Origin of the sequence: Cronobacter condimenti 1330 (genome assembly GCF_001277255.1) — a bacterium.
GTDB lineage: Bacteria > Pseudomonadota > Gammaproteobacteria > Enterobacterales > Enterobacteriaceae > Cronobacter > Cronobacter condimenti.
Genome location: NZ_CP012264.1, coordinates 2,620,342 through 2,635,684, shown reverse-complemented (window position 1 = coordinate 2,635,684; position 15,343 = coordinate 2,620,342). Strand labels below are relative to the sequence as shown.

Genomic DNA, 15,343 nt, shown 5'->3' with positions numbered 1-15,343 from the left:
AGCCCATGTTGTTAAAAGAGAAAAACGTCATCATCACCGGTTGCGCGCGCGGTATCGGGCGCGCAATGGTGGAGGCTTTCGCCGCCGAAGGCGCATGTATTTACGCCCATGCCCGCAGCGAAACGCCGGAATTTCTTGCTGATATGGCGGCGCTTGCCGAACGCTATCAGGTGGAGATCTGGCCGTTGTGCTTTGATCTGACTGATAACGACGCGATGAAAGTCGCGGTCAAACGCCTGATGAGCGATAAACGTCCGCTGCACGCGCTGGTGAATAACGCTGGCGTCACCTGGAACGCGCTGTTCCAGATGACCTCCATGCAGGCGCTGCGCGATCAATTTGAAGTGAACTTCTTTTCGCTTTTCAGCTTTACCCAGATGGTGTCAAAGCTGATGACCCGTCAGCGTTTCGGCAGCATCGTGAATATCGCCTCGACCGCGGCTGAAGACGGTAATGCCGGTAAAGCGGCTTACGGCGCCGCCAAAGCGGCTGTCGTGGCGTTGACCCGCACTATTGCGACGGAACTTGGCGAGCAGGGCATTCGTGCCAACTGTATCGCGCCGGGCATGACCGAAACAGACATGCTCTCGACCATGCCGGATTACATCATCGAACAGACCCGTAACGGGACCGATCTGCGCCGCCTCGGCGCGCCGCAGGAGATAGCCGCTGCGGCCGTCTGGCTGGCGTCGGATCTGTCGTCTTATGTCACCGGCCAGACGATCCGTGTTGACGGTGGCCTGCGATGAACGCCCGCGTCGGTAAGCTTGTCTGCGACGCGCGCGCCATTCGCCAGTCGATTATTCGCACCGCCAGTGCCGCGCCGGTGGATGGCGTGCATCTTGGCCCTGCGCTCTCGATGGTCGAGATAGCGGCCGCCCTGTACGGTGCGGTGATGCGTTATGATCCGAAAAATATGGCATCCAGGGCGCGTGATCGTTTCCTTCTCAGTAAAGGCCATGCGGCGCTGGCGCTTTACGCCACGCTGCATCACTACGGCGTACTGAGCGACGAGGAGCTGGCGACGTTTGATCATAGCGGTTCTCGCTTTCCGGCGCTGACGCCGATGAACCCGCCGCTCGGGATTGATTTTGCGGGCGGCTCGCTCGGCATGGGCGTCGGTTACGCCTGCGGCGCGGCGCTCGCGCAGCGGTTGCGCGGCGAAAGCTGGCGACATTACATCGTGCTCGGCGACGGCGAATGCAACGAAGGCTCCGTCTGGGAAAGCGCGTTTTTCGCAGCACAACAGGGGCTGGATCAGCTCACCGCTATCGTTGACTGCAACGGGTTTCAGTCCGACTGGTCATGCGAACAGACCATCAAAATGGATTTTCCGGCATTGTGGGCTGCCTGCGGCTGGCATGTGGAAACCTGCGACGGGCATGACATCAACGCGCTGCTTGCCGCGCTGGACGCGCCGTCGCACGGCAAGCCGAAAGCCATTGTGGCGCGCACCGTGAAGGGGAAAGGGGTGTCGTTTATGGAGCACAATAACGCCTTCCACCGCGCCCGCCTTTCACCTGCCCAGCGCGACGCCGCGCTTGCCGAACTGGAGGCACACGCATGAGCCTGATAATTACGCCTGCCGAGATCCGCGCCTGGTCGATGATGGGCACGCGCGGCACCTTCGGCGTGACGCTGCTGAAACTCGCCGAAGAAAACCCGGCGCTGGTGGGCCTGACGGCGGATCTGGCTATCACTTCCGGCATGGAGCGCTTTAGCAGCACTTACCCGGAGCGCTTTTATAATCTCGGCATCGCCGAGCAGAATTTAATCGGCGTGGCGGCAGGCATGGCCTCTCAGGGGCTGGTGCCGTTCGCGACGACGTTTGCCAACTTCGCGGCGCTGCGCGCCTGCGAGCAGATGCGTCACTATCTGGGTTACTTACAAGAGAACGTGAAAGTGGTCGGGCTCGCCTCTGGCTTTGCGATGGGCATGTTCGGCACGACGCATTATGGCATTGAAGATATTGCGACGCTGCGTGCGATATCGGGGCTGACTATCCTTTCGCCTGCCGACGCGACGGCGACCGCCCAGCTCACGGAGCTTGCGGCGCGCCACCACGGGCCGGTGTATTTGCGCCTGACCGGTGGGATGCGCACGCCGGTGGTCTATCGCGAACAGGCTGCGTTTGAACTCGGCAAGGCTATGCGTCTGCGCGAAGGCGACGATATCGCACTGGTCGCGACTGGCAGTATGGTTGCCGTGGCGATGAAAGCCGCCGAGGCGCTTGATGCGCAAGGGCTACGCTGCGCGGTGGTGGATATGCACACCATCAAACCGCTGGATACTGACACGCTGAAAAGCCTGTTCGGCTGCCGTCTGCTGGTGACGCTTGAAGAACACAGCGTCGTGGGCGGGCTTGGCGGTGCGGTGGCGGAATATCTTGCTGAACAGGGCGGCGCGCCGCGACTGCTGCGACTCGGCATTCCACAGGGTTACGGCCCGGCAGGTGAATACGCCTGGATGCTGGAGCAGTGCGGGCTCACGGCCCCGCAAGTTACACAACAGATTCTGGACGCGGAGTTATGACCCCAACGCCTTTCTGGCAACTCTTTCACGCGCCACGCGATACCGTGGCGCTTATCGAAGATGGCGGCGCGACGCTGACTTATGGCGAACTGGCGCAACAGGTCGGGCAGGTGCAGGCGCATCTGCCCGCGCGCGCATTGTTATTTTGCTTTTGCGAGAACAGCGCGGCGTCGCTTACCGGTTATCTCGCGGCGCTGAATGCCCGCGCAGTGCCGGTGATGCTGGACGGACAGCTTGACGATACGCTCGCCGACGCTCTGCTGGCGCGCTGGCAGCCCGGATTTCTCTGGTTGCCGGAAAGCCGCCAGGTGCCAGGCAACGTGCTGCTGCGCCAGAATGGCTATCAGCTTGTCGCGACCGGTGAGCCTGCGCCCGCGATGGATGACGCGCTGGCACTTTTGATAACGACCTCCGGCTCGACAGGCAGCCCGAAACTGGTGCGTCAGAGCTATCAGAATCTCATCAGCAACTGCGAGAGCATTTGCGATTATCTGGCGATTGACGCGAGCGAGCGTCCGCTGGTCTATCTGCCGATGAACTATGTGTTTGGCTTATCGGTTATCCATTCCCATCTGGCGCGCGGCGCGACGCTATTAATGACTCGCAATGGCCCGGTACAACCGGGGTTCTGGGCGTTCGTGAAAAGCCAGCAGGCGACCTCGCTTGCGGGCGTGCCTTATACCTTTGAAATGCTCAACCGGCTGCGCTTTATGCGCATGGCGCTGCCATCGCTGCGCACGCTGACCCAGGCGGGCGGCAAGCTTTCCGCCGCGCTGCATGAGGCGTTCGCGGCCTGGGCGCAGGCCCAGGATAAACGTTTTATCGTGATGTATGGCGCCTCGGAGGCGACCTCGCGTATGGGCTATCTGCCGCCAGAGCAGGCGGCGTCATTGCCAGGCGCGATGGGCATCGCCATTCCGGGCGGGCGTTTTACGCTTGAAGATGAAGCGGGCAACGAAATAGCCACCCCTGATGAAACGGGTGAGCTTATCTATTACGGGGCGAATGTTTGCCTCGGCTACGCGCAAACGCGCGACGATTTAGCGCGCGGCGACGATTTCCGGGGGCGGCTCGCAACAGGCGATCTGGCCCGCCGTGACGCCCAGGGCATCTATACGATTGTCGGGCGCAAAAAACGCTTTCTCAAAGTGTTTGGTAACCGCGTCGGGCTTGATGAGCTGGAACAACTGGTGAAAAACCAGTTTGTCGGTCTCGACTGCGCCACCGGCGGCGTCGATGATCGCATCACGCTTTTTCTGACGGATGAAACACAGAGCGAGACGGTGAAAAGCTGGCTTGCGCAAACCTGTCAGCTGCATCACAGCGCGTTTCGCGTTGTGGTGCTGGCGTCCATCCCGAAAAACGCCGCCGGAAAAACGCTTTACGCACAACTGGAGGCGCTCAGTGCTTGATTACGCGCAGTGGTTACAGCAACCCCCTTATTCGCTGACGCGCGATGATAAACGCGCGCTGATGATGCAGCGTCTGCAGTGGCTGACGGAACATCACCGCGCACGCTGCGCACCATACCGCGCGATGCTGGACGGGCTGGGTGTGGATGTCGCGGCGCTCACGCAGCCGGAAGATATTCCTTTTTTGCCGGTGTCGCTGTTTAAGACCCTGACGCTTGCAAGCATGCCGCCTGATGACGCCGTGAAGGTGATGACCTCGTCCGGCACCACGGGACAAGCGGTGTCGCGTATTTATCTGGATAAACAAACCGCGGCCAATCAGCAGAAAACGCTGGTGAAGATTGTCAGCGCGTTTACCGGCGCGGGCCGTTTGCCCATGCTGATTATTGACGCGCCGTCGGTACTGAAAGACCGCACGATGTTTTCTGCGCGCGGCGCGGGTATTCTCGGTTTTTCGATATTTGGCGCCGATCGCGCCTTTGCCCTTAACGACGAGATGCTGCTGGATATGGCTGGCATTGAGGCCTTTCTTGCGAAACACGCGGGCAAACCGGTGCTGCTGTTCGGCTTCACTTTTATGGTCTGGCAGCATTTCTGGCGCGCGCTTTCGCAAAGCGGACAGCGGCTCGATCTCAGCCGAGGCATTTTGATCCACGGCGGTGGCTGGAAAAAGCTCGCCAGCGAAGCGGTATCGCCGCAGGAATTCGCCCATCGTTTGCAGGATGTCTGCGGGCTGACGCGTATTTATGATTATTACGGCATGGTAGAACAGACCGGCTGCATCTATATGCAGTGCGAAGAAGGCCATCTGCATGCCAGCATTTTCTCCGATGTAATTATCCGCGATCCGCATGACTTTTCGGTCTGTCCACCGGGGCGCGCCGGCATAGTACAGGTGCTGTCGCTTATCCCGGAGTCGTATCCGGGGCATTCGCTTCTGACGGAAGACGAGGGCGTATTGCTCGGTGAAGACGATTGTCCTTGCGGGCGCCACGGTAAATATTTCCGCATCAACGGACGCCTGCAACAGGCCGAAATCAGAGGATGTAGCGACACTTATGCAGCCCAGTTTTGATAACCTGACTTTTTTGCTGGGCGATGCCGCACAGCTTGCCGCGCTGGAGCATTTTCGTCCACGCGCGCCGTTCGATGACGAGACGCTTACTTTCTTAAGCGAGTTTTCCCGCAGGCTGCTGGCCGACCCGCGCGTGCGTGCTTACAGCGATGTGGTGAGCCTCGCGTTCTGGTGTCGCCCGGCGTCGCTTGAAAAGTTACGCCAGGAATTTATGCCGCAGGGCATTACCCAGGGCCGCGGCGTGGCGTTTCATATCGCGCCGTCAAACGTGGCGGTGAATTTCGCGTTTTCGCTGGCGGCGGGGCTGCTTACCGGCAACGCCAATATTGTGCGCCTCTCGTCGACACCTTTTGCGCAAACGACGCTTATCTGCGATGCGCTTAAAGGCGCGCTGGCTCATGTGCCTGCGCTTGCCGACAGTCTTTGCCTGGTGCAATACCCACACGATACAGCGCTGACCGATTATTTCTCCGCGCTGTGCGACGCACGGTTGATCTGGGGCGGCGATCGCACGATCGAGACGGTGCGGCGTTCACCGCTGCGCCCGCGCGGCGTCGATATCGCCTTTGCGGATCGCTATTCCTTTGCGGTGATCAACGCCGACGCGTGGCTTACCGCGCCCGATAAAGCGCGCCTGCTGGAGGCGTTTTACAACGATACGTTACTGACCAGCCAGCAGGCCTGTACGGCCGCGAAAATGGTGGTCTGGACCGGCGAGCGTACCGATGAGGCGCGCGCGCAGTTCTGGCCCGCCTTTCGCGACTGGTGCGGCGACCGCTATACGCCGCTGGCAACCACGGCCGTGAGTAATCTTGCCTGGTTTTGCGCCCATACGGTGAGCGATCCCACGCTGCGTTGTCTTGCGCAACCCGATAATCGTCTTTTCCTGGCGCAAACTCACGCGCCAAATGACGCGTTACTGGCGGATCATCATCAGAGTGGGTTGTTTATTGAATACGTTGCGCAGGATCTGCTGGACATTGCGCCGTTGTGCGGAGAGAAGTGCCAGACGATCGTCTCCTTTGGGGTAGATCCTGAGCATTTTCAACGGTTTTTAGCCACCGCCAAACCGCGTGGGGTCGATCGTATAGTGCCGCTCGGACAGAGTATGCAGTTTTCTTTGCACTGGGATGGCTATCCATTGGCCGAAATACTGACGCGTCGTTTAACTTTAGTTTCTTATTAATCTGCGAATTTTCAGTGGGTTAGCCTACAACCTGAAAATAACCCCTTATTTAGACCATTATTCGCCCGATTAAAAAGCGCTGTAGAATTAGATAATCACGCCGATAACTCAACTAACGCAGGGCCGTTTATCGTGAATTCTCTCTATACCGCTGATGGTGTAATGGATAAACACTCGCTCTGGCAGCGTTATGTCCCTCTGGTGCGTCACGAAGCGTTGCGCCTGCAGGTGCGTTTGCCGGCGAGCGTTGAACTGGACGATTTGTTACAGGCGGGCGGCATCGGCTTGCTGAATGCTGTAGAACGCTACGACGCCCTGCAAGGAACGGCATTTACCACTTACGCAGTGCAGCGTATACGTGGCGCGATGCTGGACGAGCTACGCAGCCGTGACTGGGTGCCGCGCAGTGTCCGCCGCAACGCGCGCGAGGTGGCGCAGGCAATAGGCCAACTGGAGCAGGAACTGGGGCGTAACGCGACTGAACTGGAGGTCGCAGAGCGACTGAGTATCCCGCTTGAAGAATATCGTCAGATGTTGCTCGACACGAACAATAGTCAACTGTTCTCTTATGACGAATGGCGTGAAGAGCATGGCGATAGTATCGAACTGGTGACGGAAGATAACCAGAACGAAAACCCGCTGCATCAACTGCTGGAAAGCAATTTGCGCGAGCGTGTCATGGACGCGATTGAATCGCTGCCGGAACGTGAGCAGATGGTGCTGACGCTGTACTACCAGGAAGAGCTCAATCTCAAAGAGATTGGCGCCGTACTGGAAGTGGGCGAATCAAGGGTAAGCCAGTTGCATAGCCAGGCCATCAAACGTCTGCGAACCAAGCTGGGTAAGCTATAGGTTGTTGATTCGTCATCATCCTGGTAATGCCGCACTTAGGAACGACAACCAGGAGTTATCATGACGGCGCAGCAACCTAAAAGGCGGCCCCTGAGCCGCTACCTTAAAGACTTTAAGCACTCACAGACGCATTGTGCGCATTGTCACAAGCTGCTGGATCGCATTACGCTGGTCCACCGTGGCGAAATTGTGAACAAAATAGCAATCGCTGCGCTCGACACGCTGCTTGACGAGGCCACCTGGGAGCTGGAAAAACAGGACTGGGTGGCACTCTGTCGCTTTTGCGGCGATCTGCACTGCAAAGAGCAGAGCAACTATTTCGACATCATCGGCTTTAAGCAATATCTCTTCGAGCAGACCGATATGAGCCATGGCACGATCCGCGAATACGTGGTGCGCCTGCGCCGTCTCGGCGCGCATCTTACCCAGCGTCAGGTGCCGCTTTCCCTTGCCCATGAGGACAACCTCGATGAGCACCTGGAGGCGTATCTCCCGCTGACCAGCACAAATAATTACCGTATTGCGCTTCGCAAGTATGCCCAGTATCAGCAGCTCTCCCTGGCCCCCATGGAGAAAACCGCGTCAGCGACCACTTCTGATATATATTAAAAAGGTATAAGTTGTAGCACAGTGGTTTTGATTTCTTTGCGTAACTACTTACACTACAGCTCAATTTCGTTAATTCGGGGTACTTATGAAACTTGCACTTTTAGGTCGTCAGGCGCTGATGGGCGTCATGGCTGTCGCGCTGGTCGCAGGCATGAGCGTCAAAACCTATGCCGCGGAAAACTTGCTAAATAAAGTGAAAGAGCGCGGCACGCTGCTGGTGGGGCTTGAAGGCACATATCCGCCGTTCAGCTTCCAGGGTGATGACGGCAAACTGACGGGCTTTGAAGTGGAGTTCGCCGAGGAGCTCGCAAAGCATCTGGGCGTGAAAGCTTCCCTTAAGCCGACCAAATGGGATGGGATGTTGGCTTCGCTGGATTCTAAGCGTATCGACGTGGTGATTAATCAGGTCACTATCTCCGATGAGCGTAAGAAAAAATATGATTTCTCAACGCCGTATACCGTTTCCGGTATCCAGGCGCTGGTGAAAAAAGAGAACGCCAACAGCATTAAAACCGCCGCCGATCTGAAGGGCAAAAAAGTCGGTGTCGGTCTTGGCACCAACTACGAAGAGTGGCTGCGCCAGAACGTGCAGGGCGTTGATATTCGCACCTATGATGACGATCCGACAAAATATCAGGATCTGCGCGTAGGCCGTATCGACGCTATTCTGGTGGACCGCCTGGCGGCGCTGGATCTGGTGAAGAAAACCAACAATACGCTGGCCGCGGCCGGTGAGCCGTTCTCCCGTCAGGAAGCTGGCGTTGCCGTACGTAAAGGCAATGAGGATCTGGTGCAGGCTATCGATAAAGCGATCGCGGATATGCAACAGGATGGCTCGCTGAAGAAAATTTCAGAGAAATGGTTTGGTGCGGACGTGACCAAATAACCGGTTCGTCGCTGAAAAAAGGTGCTGATATCAGCGCCTTTTTTTATGCCGCCGGAAAATTGCTGCATAATGACGGTTTAACCGCTGACTCTGGCATGAGGTCTTCTGATGCATAATCTCACCCGTTTTGCGCGTCTGGAACTTATTGGCGCGCCGACGCCACTCGAGTTCCTGCCGCGCCTGTCCGACTATCTGGGTCGGGAAATTTTCATTAAACGCGACGACGCCATGCCGGTGGCGATGGGCGGCAATAAGCTGCGCAAACTTGAGTTTCTCGCAGCCCAGGCGCTGCGCGAAGGCGCTGACACGCTGGTCACAGCGGGCGCTATCCAGTCTAACCACGTGCGCCAGACGGCGGCGGTAGCCGCGCGGCTTGGGCTACATTGTGTGGCGCTGCTGGAAAACCCCATCGGCACCCGCGAAGAAAACTATCTCACCAACGGCAACCGGCTACTGCTGGATCTCTTTAATGTTCAGGTAGAGATGTGTGAGGCGCTGGACGCGCCAGACCGTCAGCTCGACGACCTGGCGGTGCGCCTCGAAGCGCAGGGGTTTCGCCCGTACGTGATTCCGGTTGGCGGTTCGAACGTGCTGGGCGCGCTTGGGTATGTTGAAAGTACGCTTGAAATTGTGCAGCAGTGCGAAGGCATTATCCGCCCGTCGTCGGTGGTGGTGGCCTCCGGCAGCGCAGGTACGCACGCCGGGCTTGCAGTCGGGCTGGAGCAGGGGATGCCAGAGGCTGAGCTTATCGGCGTGACGGTTTCCCGAACGGTCGCGGAGCAAAAGCCGAAAGTCGTTGCATTGCAGCAGGGGGTGGCCGAGGCGCTGGAGCTTGAAGCGAAGGCAGACATCGTACTGTGGGATGACTATTTCGCGCCGGGCTACGGGAAGCCCAATGATGAAGGCATGGAGGCGGTTAAGCTGCTGGCGCGCCTTGAAGGCATTCTGCTGGATCCCGTCTATACCGGCAAAGCCATGGCCGGACTGATTGACGGCATCGCTCAGCATCGCTTTAAGGATAACGGCCCGATTCTCTTTATTCATACCGGCGGCGCACCGGCGCTGTTCGCGTACCATCCGCAAGTCTGAAAACGCAGGGTGAAACCAACATAATGCAGGAAAGTATCCAACTGGTTATCGATTCGGCGCCGTTTCTTCTGAAAGGGGCCATTTTTACGCTTGAGCTGAGCATCGGCGGCATGTTTTTCGGCCTGGTGTTAGGCTTTGTGCTGGCAATGATGCGGCTGTCGGCCTTCTGGCCGGTGTCATGGCTCGCGCGGTTTTATATTTCGGTTTTTCGCGGCACGCCGCTCATCGCACAGCTCTTTATGATTTATTACGGCCTGCCGCAATTTGGTATCGAGCTGGATCCCATTCCGGCGGCGATGATAGGACTGTCGCTGAACACTGCGGCGTACACCTCTGAAACGCTGCGCGCGGCGATTTCCTCTATCGATAAAGGGCAGTGGGAAGCCGCGGCGAGCATCGGCATGACGCCCTGGCAGACGCTGCGCCGCGCTATTCTTCCCCAGGCTGCGCGCGTGGCGCTGCCGCCGCTCGGGAACAGCTTTATTAGCCTCGTGAAGGATACGTCGCTCGCCGCCACCATTCAGGTGCCAGAGTTATTCCGCCAGGCGCAGCTGATTACCTCGCGTACGCTGGAGGTGTTCACCATGTATCTGGCCGCGTCGCTGATTTACTGGGTGATGGCGACGGTGCTGTCCGCCCTGCAAAACCATTTTGAAAACCAGTTAAACCGACAGGAGCGCGATCCGAAATGAGTGCTATTGAGGTCAAAAACCTGGTCAAGAAATTCCACGGGCAGACCGTGCTGCACGGTATCGATCTGGAAGTGCAAACCGGGGAGGTGGTAGCCATTATCGGCCCGAGCGGTTCCGGTAAAACGACGCTACTGCGCAGCATTAACCTGCTGGAACAGCCGGAGAGCGGCACCGTGCGCGTAGGCGACATTACTATTGATACCGCAAAATCTGCCCGTGAACAGCGCGGCCTGGTACGTCAGTTACGCCAGCAGGTGGGCTTTGTGTTTCAGAGCTTTAATCTGTTCCCGCATCGTACGGTGCTGGAAAACATTATTGAAGGGCCGGTCATTGTGAAGGGCGAGCCGAAAGCCGACGCCACGGCGCGTGCGCGCGAACTGCTGGCGAAAGTGGGGCTGACGGGTAAAGAGAACAGTTACCCGAAGCGGCTTTCCGGCGGACAGCAGCAGCGTGTGGCGATCGCCCGCGCGCTGGCGATGCGCCCGGAGGTTATTCTCTTTGACGAGCCGACGTCAGCGCTCGATCCTGAACTGGTCGGCGAGGTGTTGAGCGCCATCCGCCAGCTCGCACAGGAGAAACGCACCATGGTTATCGTGACGCATGAGATGAGTTTTGCTCGCGATGTGGCCGACCGCGCCATCTTTATGGACCAGGGAAAAATTGTCGAACAGGGTGAGGCGAAAGCGCTATTTGCCAACCCGACGCAGCCGCGCACGCGCCAGTTTTTAGATAAATTTCTTAATACCTGACCCTGTGCCCGGCGTGTTTTCCGCGCCGGGCTCCCGCCTGAAACCCTGGGAAAAATAAGCCTTAAAAATCTTCTGACGAATTAATCAGCACCAACAGCGCCTTAGCGATTTAATTTGCCTTAAAGCCTGAGTCTGGCTCAATGTCCCGTGCAGAATGCCGATTATTGATATTAATAATTATGTAGAATGTGTTACTTTGTCATATCACAAAAAATAATGCTTACAGCACGACAGGAGTTCCGCCCCACAGCATGAAGGAAAGTGACTTTTTTAACTGGCGTCGGGAAATGACGACCCGCTTTCAGGAAATTCAGGATTCGAGCGACATTTATTCGCTCCTGAAAACCGAAACGCAGAACCTCGAATATGATTATTTCGCGCTTTGCGTTCGCCACCCTGTGCCTTTCACTCGCCCAAAACTAACGCTCCACACAACCTATCCCGAAGCCTGGCTTGAGCATTATCAGGCGGAAAACTACTACGTGATAGACCCGGTGCTGAAGCCACAGAATTATCAAATGGGGTATCTCCCCTGGAGCGATGCGCTGTTTACTGGCGCGGCAGAAGAGCTCTGGAATGCCGCACGCGACCACGGTCTGGTCAAGGGCGTAACGCAGTGCGTCATTGCGCCTAACCGCGCCCAGGGATTTTTATCCGTCTCTGGAACCAGCTCGCGTGGACACTCCATGGCGGATGACGAACTGGCGTTGCGACTTCAGCATTTAGTGGAACAAAGTCTGGTGACTATGGGGCGGCTGGAAGATCCGGCGGCGACCGTGCTGGAAATGAAACTGAGTAAACGCGAAAAAGAGATATTGCAGTGGACGGCGGAAGGTAAAACGTCGGCGGAAATCGCGATAATATTATCTATTTCGGAAAATACAGTTAATTTCCACCAAAAAAATATGCAGAAGAAGTTTAATGCTCCAAACAAAACGCAAATTGCCTGTTATGCTGCTGCGATTGGCCTGATTTGAGCGTGTAATTCGTTCTGCGTGTCAGACACTCAGACCGGCTGGAAGAATAACCGCTTCCAGCCGGTTTTTTAATTACTGACGGTAAGCCTGTTTAATCTGCTTAACGGTATTGGTATAAACGGCCGCCTGCGCGTCGTCTTCCATTGCAGCGATCTGTTTTTCCATTTTAAGGATTACCCGGCCTGCGTCTGCCTGGCCCATCGCCTGCAGCATCAGCGTCAGCAGGGATTTCAGGCAGGATACTTCAACAGCCAGTTCCTGAATGTTCTCTGCGGTGGAAATATCGGGAGCGCTCATGTTTTATCCTCTGTCAGTGTAACGGCGTGCGCCTGGCACGCCTGTTGATGTTTTAAGGCGGCGGAGTATACCACAAGGTCCAAAAAAGTAATTAGCGACGAAATTTTGAGCGTTTCACAAGGCGTCTGGCTTATTATAATAAGGCTTTGCTGATAGAGATGATTTCCCGGCTTTCAAAGGCGCAGCGGCAGAAATATATGTTTCTAATAAGTTTCTTCGGTGTAAATTTAAAAGTTGTTTATAATCGCTTTTAAATTCACAGTTAGTAATAAGTTATACCAAAAAATGCTGTCTGTTGATTTGCCAGCTTTTTTTAAGAGGTACCTCGCATTTCCTTGTTTTAAAAAAGCGTTTTAATTCTGTTATACCCCCACAGAGTACGTACAAGTGCATTTTTTGCGTTTCAAAGTTGCGTTAAAAAACGTTAATATGGGGCGAATAAGTTACCAGCAGCGTTATCCCTTTTTGAGGAGTGTTTTCCTTTGATCAACGTTCTTCTTGTTGATGACCACGAACTGGTGCGCGCAGGGATACGACGCATACTTGAAGATATGAAGGGCATTAAAGTGGCAGGTGAAGCCTGCTGCGGCGAGGACGCCATCAAATGGTGTCGCATCCACCCTGTGGATGTGGTGCTGATGGATATGAATATGCCGGGCATAGGCGGCCTGGAGGCGACTCGCAAAATTGCTCGTTATTCTTCAGACATTAAAGTGATCATGCTTACCGTTCATACGGAGAATCCGCTTCCGGCGAAAGTGATGCAAGCCGGGGCTGCGGGGTATCTGAGTAAAGGTGCGGCTCCCGCTGAAGTGGTGAGCGCCATCCGGTCCGTTCACGCCGGACGACGCTATATCGCTTCCGACATCGCACAGCAAATGGCGCTCAGTCAAATAGAGCCCGACCGTTGCGAATCGCCTTTCGCGAGTTTGTCGGAAAGGGAATTGCAGATTATGCTCATGATTACCAAAGGCCAGAAGGTCAATGAAATCTCTGAGCAGCTTAATCTCAGCCCGAAAACCGTTAACAGCTATCGCTATCGTATGTTTAGTAAGCTAAACATCCATGGCGACGTCGAGTTGACGCATCTGGCCATTCGCCATGGCCTGTGTAACGCGGAGACCTTATCAAGTCAGTGACTGAAGTTTTTGATTCAAAATCGTTTCTGAAAACCGTCACCAGCCAGCCTGGCGTCTACCGTATGTATGACGCCAGCGGGACGGTTATCTACGTCGGCAAGGCCAAAGATCTCAAAAAACGCCTTTCCAGCTATTTCCGCAGCAACCTCGCCAGCCGTAAAACCGAAGCGCTGGTGGCGCAGATCCAGACTATCGACGTTACGGTGACCCACACCGAAACCGAAGCGCTGTTGCTGGAGCACAACTACATCAAGCTGTATCAGCCGCGCTATAACGTATTGCTGCGCGATGATAAATCCTACCCGTATATTTTCCTGAGCGGTGATACGCACCCGCGGCTGGCTATGCATCGCGGCGCCAAGCATGCCAAAGGCGAATATTTCGGCCCGTTCCCGAACGGCTACGCGGTGCGGGAAACGCTGGCGCTGCTGCAAAAGATTTTCCCGATTCGCCAGTGCGAGAACAGTGTCTACCGCAACCGTTCACGCCCCTGCCTGCAATATCAGATTGGCCGTTGTCTGGGCCCCTGTGTCGAAGGGTTGGTTAGCGAAGAAGACTACGCGCAGCAAGTCGAGTATGTGCGGCTGTTCCTTGCCGGGAAAGACGATCAGGTGATAAACCAGCTCGTCGCGCGTATGGAACAGGCGAGCCAGAATCTGGCGTTTGAAGAGGCCGCGCGGCTGCGAGATCAAATCCAGGCCGTACGCCGTGTTACGGAAAAACAGTTTGTCTCTAATAACGGTGACGATCTGGACGTTATCGGTGTGGCATTTGAGGCTGGCATGGCATGCCTGCATGTTCTGTTCATCCGGCAGGGGAAAGTGCTGGGCAGCCGTAGCTACTACCCGAAAGTGCCGAGCGGGACGGATCTTGCCGAAGTGGTGGAAACGTTTGTCGGGCAGTTCTATCTGCAGGGCAGTCAGATGCGCACGTTACCGGGCGAGATTCTGCTCGATTTCCCGTTGACTACGCCTGAACTGCTGGCGGAAACGCTGACGGATATCGCTGGTCGCCGTGTGAATGTCCAGACACGCCCGCGTGGTGACCGTGCACGTTATCTGAAGCTCGCACGCACTAATGCCGCGACGGCGTTAACCACGCGTCTGTCGCAGCAATCCACGATAAGCCAGCGTCTCACGGCGCTTGCGCAGGCGTTACATCTGCCGGAAGTGAAGCGCATGGAGTGCTTTGACATCAGCCATACCATGGGCGAGCAGACAGTCGCCTCCTGCGTAGTGTTTGATGCTAACGGACCGCTGCGTGCTGAATATCGTCGCTATAATATTACCGACATCACGCCGGGCGATGATTACGCGGCGATGAACCAGGTGTTGCGCCGTCGTTATGGCAAGGCAATTGAGGAGAGTAAAGTGCCTGATCTTATTCTCATCGATGGCGGTAAAGGGCAGTTAAGTCAGGCGAAGTCCGTTTTTGCCGAGCTGGACGTTTCCTGGGATAAACATCATCCGCTGTTGCTTGGCGTGGCGAAAGGCAGTGACCGTAAAGCAGGGCTCGAAACCTTGTTCCTTGAGCCAGAAGGAGAGGGGTTTGCACTGCCACCTGATTCTCCGGCGTTGCATGTGATTCAGCATATTCGGGATGAATCGCACAACCATGCGATAACCGGTCATCGGAAAAAACGCGCCAAAGTGAAGAATACGAGCACACTCGAAACGATTGAAGGCATCGGGCCGAAACGTCGTCAGATGCTGCTTAAATATATGGGTGGATTGCAGCCGTTGCTGAACGCATCGGTTGAAGAAATTGCAAAAGTGCCGGGTATCTCGCAAGCGCTGGCAGAAAAGATCTACTACTCGTTGAAACATTAAGGGCTATGTAGCAACATAG

The 15,343-nt window shown here is 56.1% G+C and carries 16 protein-coding genes; 15 read left to right on the top strand and 1 reads right to left on the bottom strand.

Annotated elements, in window-relative coordinates:
- The first annotated feature begins 5 nt into the window (after positions 1–5).
- The 13 genes from AFK62_RS12020 to sdiA all read left to right on the top strand — a co-directional run bounded on the left by AFK62_RS12020 (position 6) and on the right by sdiA (position 12,059).
- Positions 6–749: an SDR family NAD(P)-dependent oxidoreductase gene (locus AFK62_RS12020; RefSeq protein ID WP_007668370.1), complete on the top strand. Its 744-nt coding sequence runs from the start codon at positions 6–8 to the stop codon at positions 747–749.
- Positions 746–1,567: a transketolase gene (locus AFK62_RS12015; RefSeq protein WP_007668368.1), complete on the top strand. Its 822-nt coding sequence runs from the start codon at positions 746–748 to the stop codon at positions 1,565–1,567. Before AFK62_RS12020 ends, AFK62_RS12015 begins: the two co-directional genes overlap by 4 nt.
- The gene (locus AFK62_RS12010) at positions 1,564–2,532 is read left to right on the top strand and encodes a transketolase family protein (protein ID WP_007668366.1); all 969 of its coding nucleotides are present in this window, start codon (positions 1,564–1,566) and stop codon (positions 2,530–2,532) included. The genes AFK62_RS12015 and AFK62_RS12010 overlap by 4 nt, the downstream gene beginning before the upstream one ends.
- On the top strand, positions 2,529–3,944 hold the full coding sequence (locus tag AFK62_RS12005; RefSeq protein ID WP_053531932.1) for an AMP-binding protein: 1,416 nt from the start codon (positions 2,529–2,531) through the stop codon (positions 3,942–3,944). Before AFK62_RS12010 ends, AFK62_RS12005 begins: the two co-directional genes overlap by 4 nt.
- Positions 3,937–5,019 carry a LuxE/PaaK family acyltransferase gene (locus tag AFK62_RS12000; protein ID WP_007668359.1) on the top strand — a complete coding sequence of 361 codons (1,083 nt, stop codon included), beginning with the start codon at positions 3,937–3,939 and terminating at the stop codon, positions 5,017–5,019. The genes AFK62_RS12005 and AFK62_RS12000 overlap by 8 nt, the downstream gene beginning before the upstream one ends.
- Positions 5,003–6,205, top strand: coding sequence for an acyl-CoA reductase (locus tag AFK62_RS11995; protein WP_007668357.1), 1,203 nt, complete (start codon positions 5,003–5,005; stop codon positions 6,203–6,205). The genes AFK62_RS12000 and AFK62_RS11995 overlap by 17 nt, the downstream gene beginning before the upstream one ends.
- Before the next feature lie 132 nt (positions 6,206–6,337).
- On the top strand, positions 6,338–7,057 hold the full coding sequence (locus AFK62_RS11990; RefSeq protein ID WP_032984158.1) for an RNA polymerase sigma factor FliA: 720 nt from the start codon (positions 6,338–6,340) through the stop codon (positions 7,055–7,057).
- Positions 7,058–7,117: 60 nt separating this feature from the next.
- On the top strand, positions 7,118–7,666 hold the full coding sequence (gene fliZ, locus AFK62_RS11985) for a flagella biosynthesis regulatory protein FliZ (protein WP_007668354.1): 549 nt from the start codon (positions 7,118–7,120) through the stop codon (positions 7,664–7,666).
- An 85-nt stretch (positions 7,667–7,751) separates the two neighbouring features.
- Positions 7,752–8,552 carry a cystine ABC transporter substrate-binding protein gene (tcyJ, locus tag AFK62_RS11980; protein ID WP_007668353.1) on the top strand — a complete coding sequence of 267 codons (801 nt, stop codon included), beginning with the start codon at positions 7,752–7,754 and terminating at the stop codon, positions 8,550–8,552.
- A 108-nt stretch (positions 8,553–8,660) separates the two neighbouring features.
- The gene (gene dcyD, locus AFK62_RS11975; protein WP_007668351.1) at positions 8,661–9,641 is read left to right on the top strand and encodes a D-cysteine desulfhydrase; all 981 of its coding nucleotides are present in this window, start codon (positions 8,661–8,663) and stop codon (positions 9,639–9,641) included.
- A 23-nt stretch (positions 9,642–9,664) separates the two neighbouring features.
- Positions 9,665–10,333, top strand: coding sequence for a cystine ABC transporter permease (gene tcyL, locus AFK62_RS11970; protein WP_007668350.1), 669 nt, complete (start codon positions 9,665–9,667; stop codon positions 10,331–10,333).
- Positions 10,330–11,082, top strand: a complete 753-nt coding sequence (tcyN, locus tag AFK62_RS11965) for an L-cystine ABC transporter ATP-binding protein TcyN (RefSeq protein WP_007668348.1) — start codon at positions 10,330–10,332, stop codon at positions 11,080–11,082. The genes tcyL and tcyN overlap by 4 nt, the downstream gene beginning before the upstream one ends.
- Positions 11,083–11,333: 251 nt before the next feature.
- Positions 11,334–12,059 carry a transcriptional regulator SdiA gene (sdiA, locus tag AFK62_RS11960; protein ID WP_007668346.1) on the top strand — a complete coding sequence of 242 codons (726 nt, stop codon included), beginning with the start codon at positions 11,334–11,336 and terminating at the stop codon, positions 12,057–12,059.
- 72 nt (positions 12,060–12,131) lie between these two features.
- Here the strand turns inward: sdiA and AFK62_RS11955 are convergent, their stop codons facing one another.
- Complete coding sequence (locus AFK62_RS11955; RefSeq protein ID WP_007668345.1) at positions 12,132–12,356, bottom strand: DUF2594 family protein; 225 nt, start codon at positions 12,354–12,356, stop codon at positions 12,132–12,134.
- A gap of 482 nt (positions 12,357–12,838) precedes the next feature.
- Here AFK62_RS11955 and uvrY point away from each other — a divergent pair, with 482 nt between their 5' ends.
- Positions 12,839–13,495 (top strand): UvrY/SirA/GacA family response regulator transcription factor, encoded by a 657-nt coding sequence (uvrY, locus tag AFK62_RS11950; protein WP_007668344.1) that lies wholly within the window; start codon positions 12,839–12,841, stop codon positions 13,493–13,495.
- A complete protein-coding gene (gene uvrC, locus AFK62_RS11945) occupies positions 13,492–15,324 on the top strand; it encodes an excinuclease ABC subunit UvrC (protein WP_007668343.1) in 1,833 nt (610 codons plus the stop codon). The genes uvrY and uvrC overlap by 4 nt, the downstream gene beginning before the upstream one ends.
- The last annotated feature ends 19 nt before the right edge of the window (positions 15,325–15,343 follow it).

What these genes read in the sequence shown, in the direction of transcription:
- AFK62_RS11995 (WP_007668357.1), top strand. Translation starts at nt 5,003, where the DNA reads ATGCAGCCCAGTTTTGATAACCTGACTTTTTTGCTGGGCGATGCCGCA.
- dcyD (WP_007668351.1), top strand. Translation starts at nt 8,661, where the DNA reads ATGCATAATCTCACCCGTTTTGCGCGTCTGGAACTTATTGGCGCGCCG.
- AFK62_RS12020 (WP_007668370.1), top strand. Translation starts at nt 6, where the DNA reads ATGTTGTTAAAAGAGAAAAACGTCATCATCACCGGTTGCGCGCGCGGT.
- AFK62_RS11955 (WP_007668345.1), bottom strand. Translation starts at nt 12,356, where the DNA reads ATGAGCGCTCCCGATATTTCCACCGCAGAGAACATTCAGGAACTGGCT.
- AFK62_RS12015 (WP_007668368.1), top strand. Translation starts at nt 746, where the DNA reads ATGAACGCCCGCGTCGGTAAGCTTGTCTGCGACGCGCGCGCCATTCGC.
- tcyN (WP_007668348.1), top strand. Translation starts at nt 10,330, where the DNA reads ATGAGTGCTATTGAGGTCAAAAACCTGGTCAAGAAATTCCACGGGCAG.
- AFK62_RS12005 (WP_053531932.1), top strand. Translation starts at nt 2,529, where the DNA reads ATGACCCCAACGCCTTTCTGGCAACTCTTTCACGCGCCACGCGATACC.
- tcyJ (WP_007668353.1), top strand. Translation starts at nt 7,752, where the DNA reads ATGAAACTTGCACTTTTAGGTCGTCAGGCGCTGATGGGCGTCATGGCT.
- AFK62_RS12010 (WP_007668366.1), top strand. Translation starts at nt 1,564, where the DNA reads ATGAGCCTGATAATTACGCCTGCCGAGATCCGCGCCTGGTCGATGATG.
- tcyL (WP_007668350.1), top strand. Translation starts at nt 9,665, where the DNA reads ATGCAGGAAAGTATCCAACTGGTTATCGATTCGGCGCCGTTTCTTCTG.
- fliZ (WP_007668354.1), top strand. Translation starts at nt 7,118, where the DNA reads ATGACGGCGCAGCAACCTAAAAGGCGGCCCCTGAGCCGCTACCTTAAA.
- sdiA (WP_007668346.1), top strand. Translation starts at nt 11,334, where the DNA reads ATGAAGGAAAGTGACTTTTTTAACTGGCGTCGGGAAATGACGACCCGC.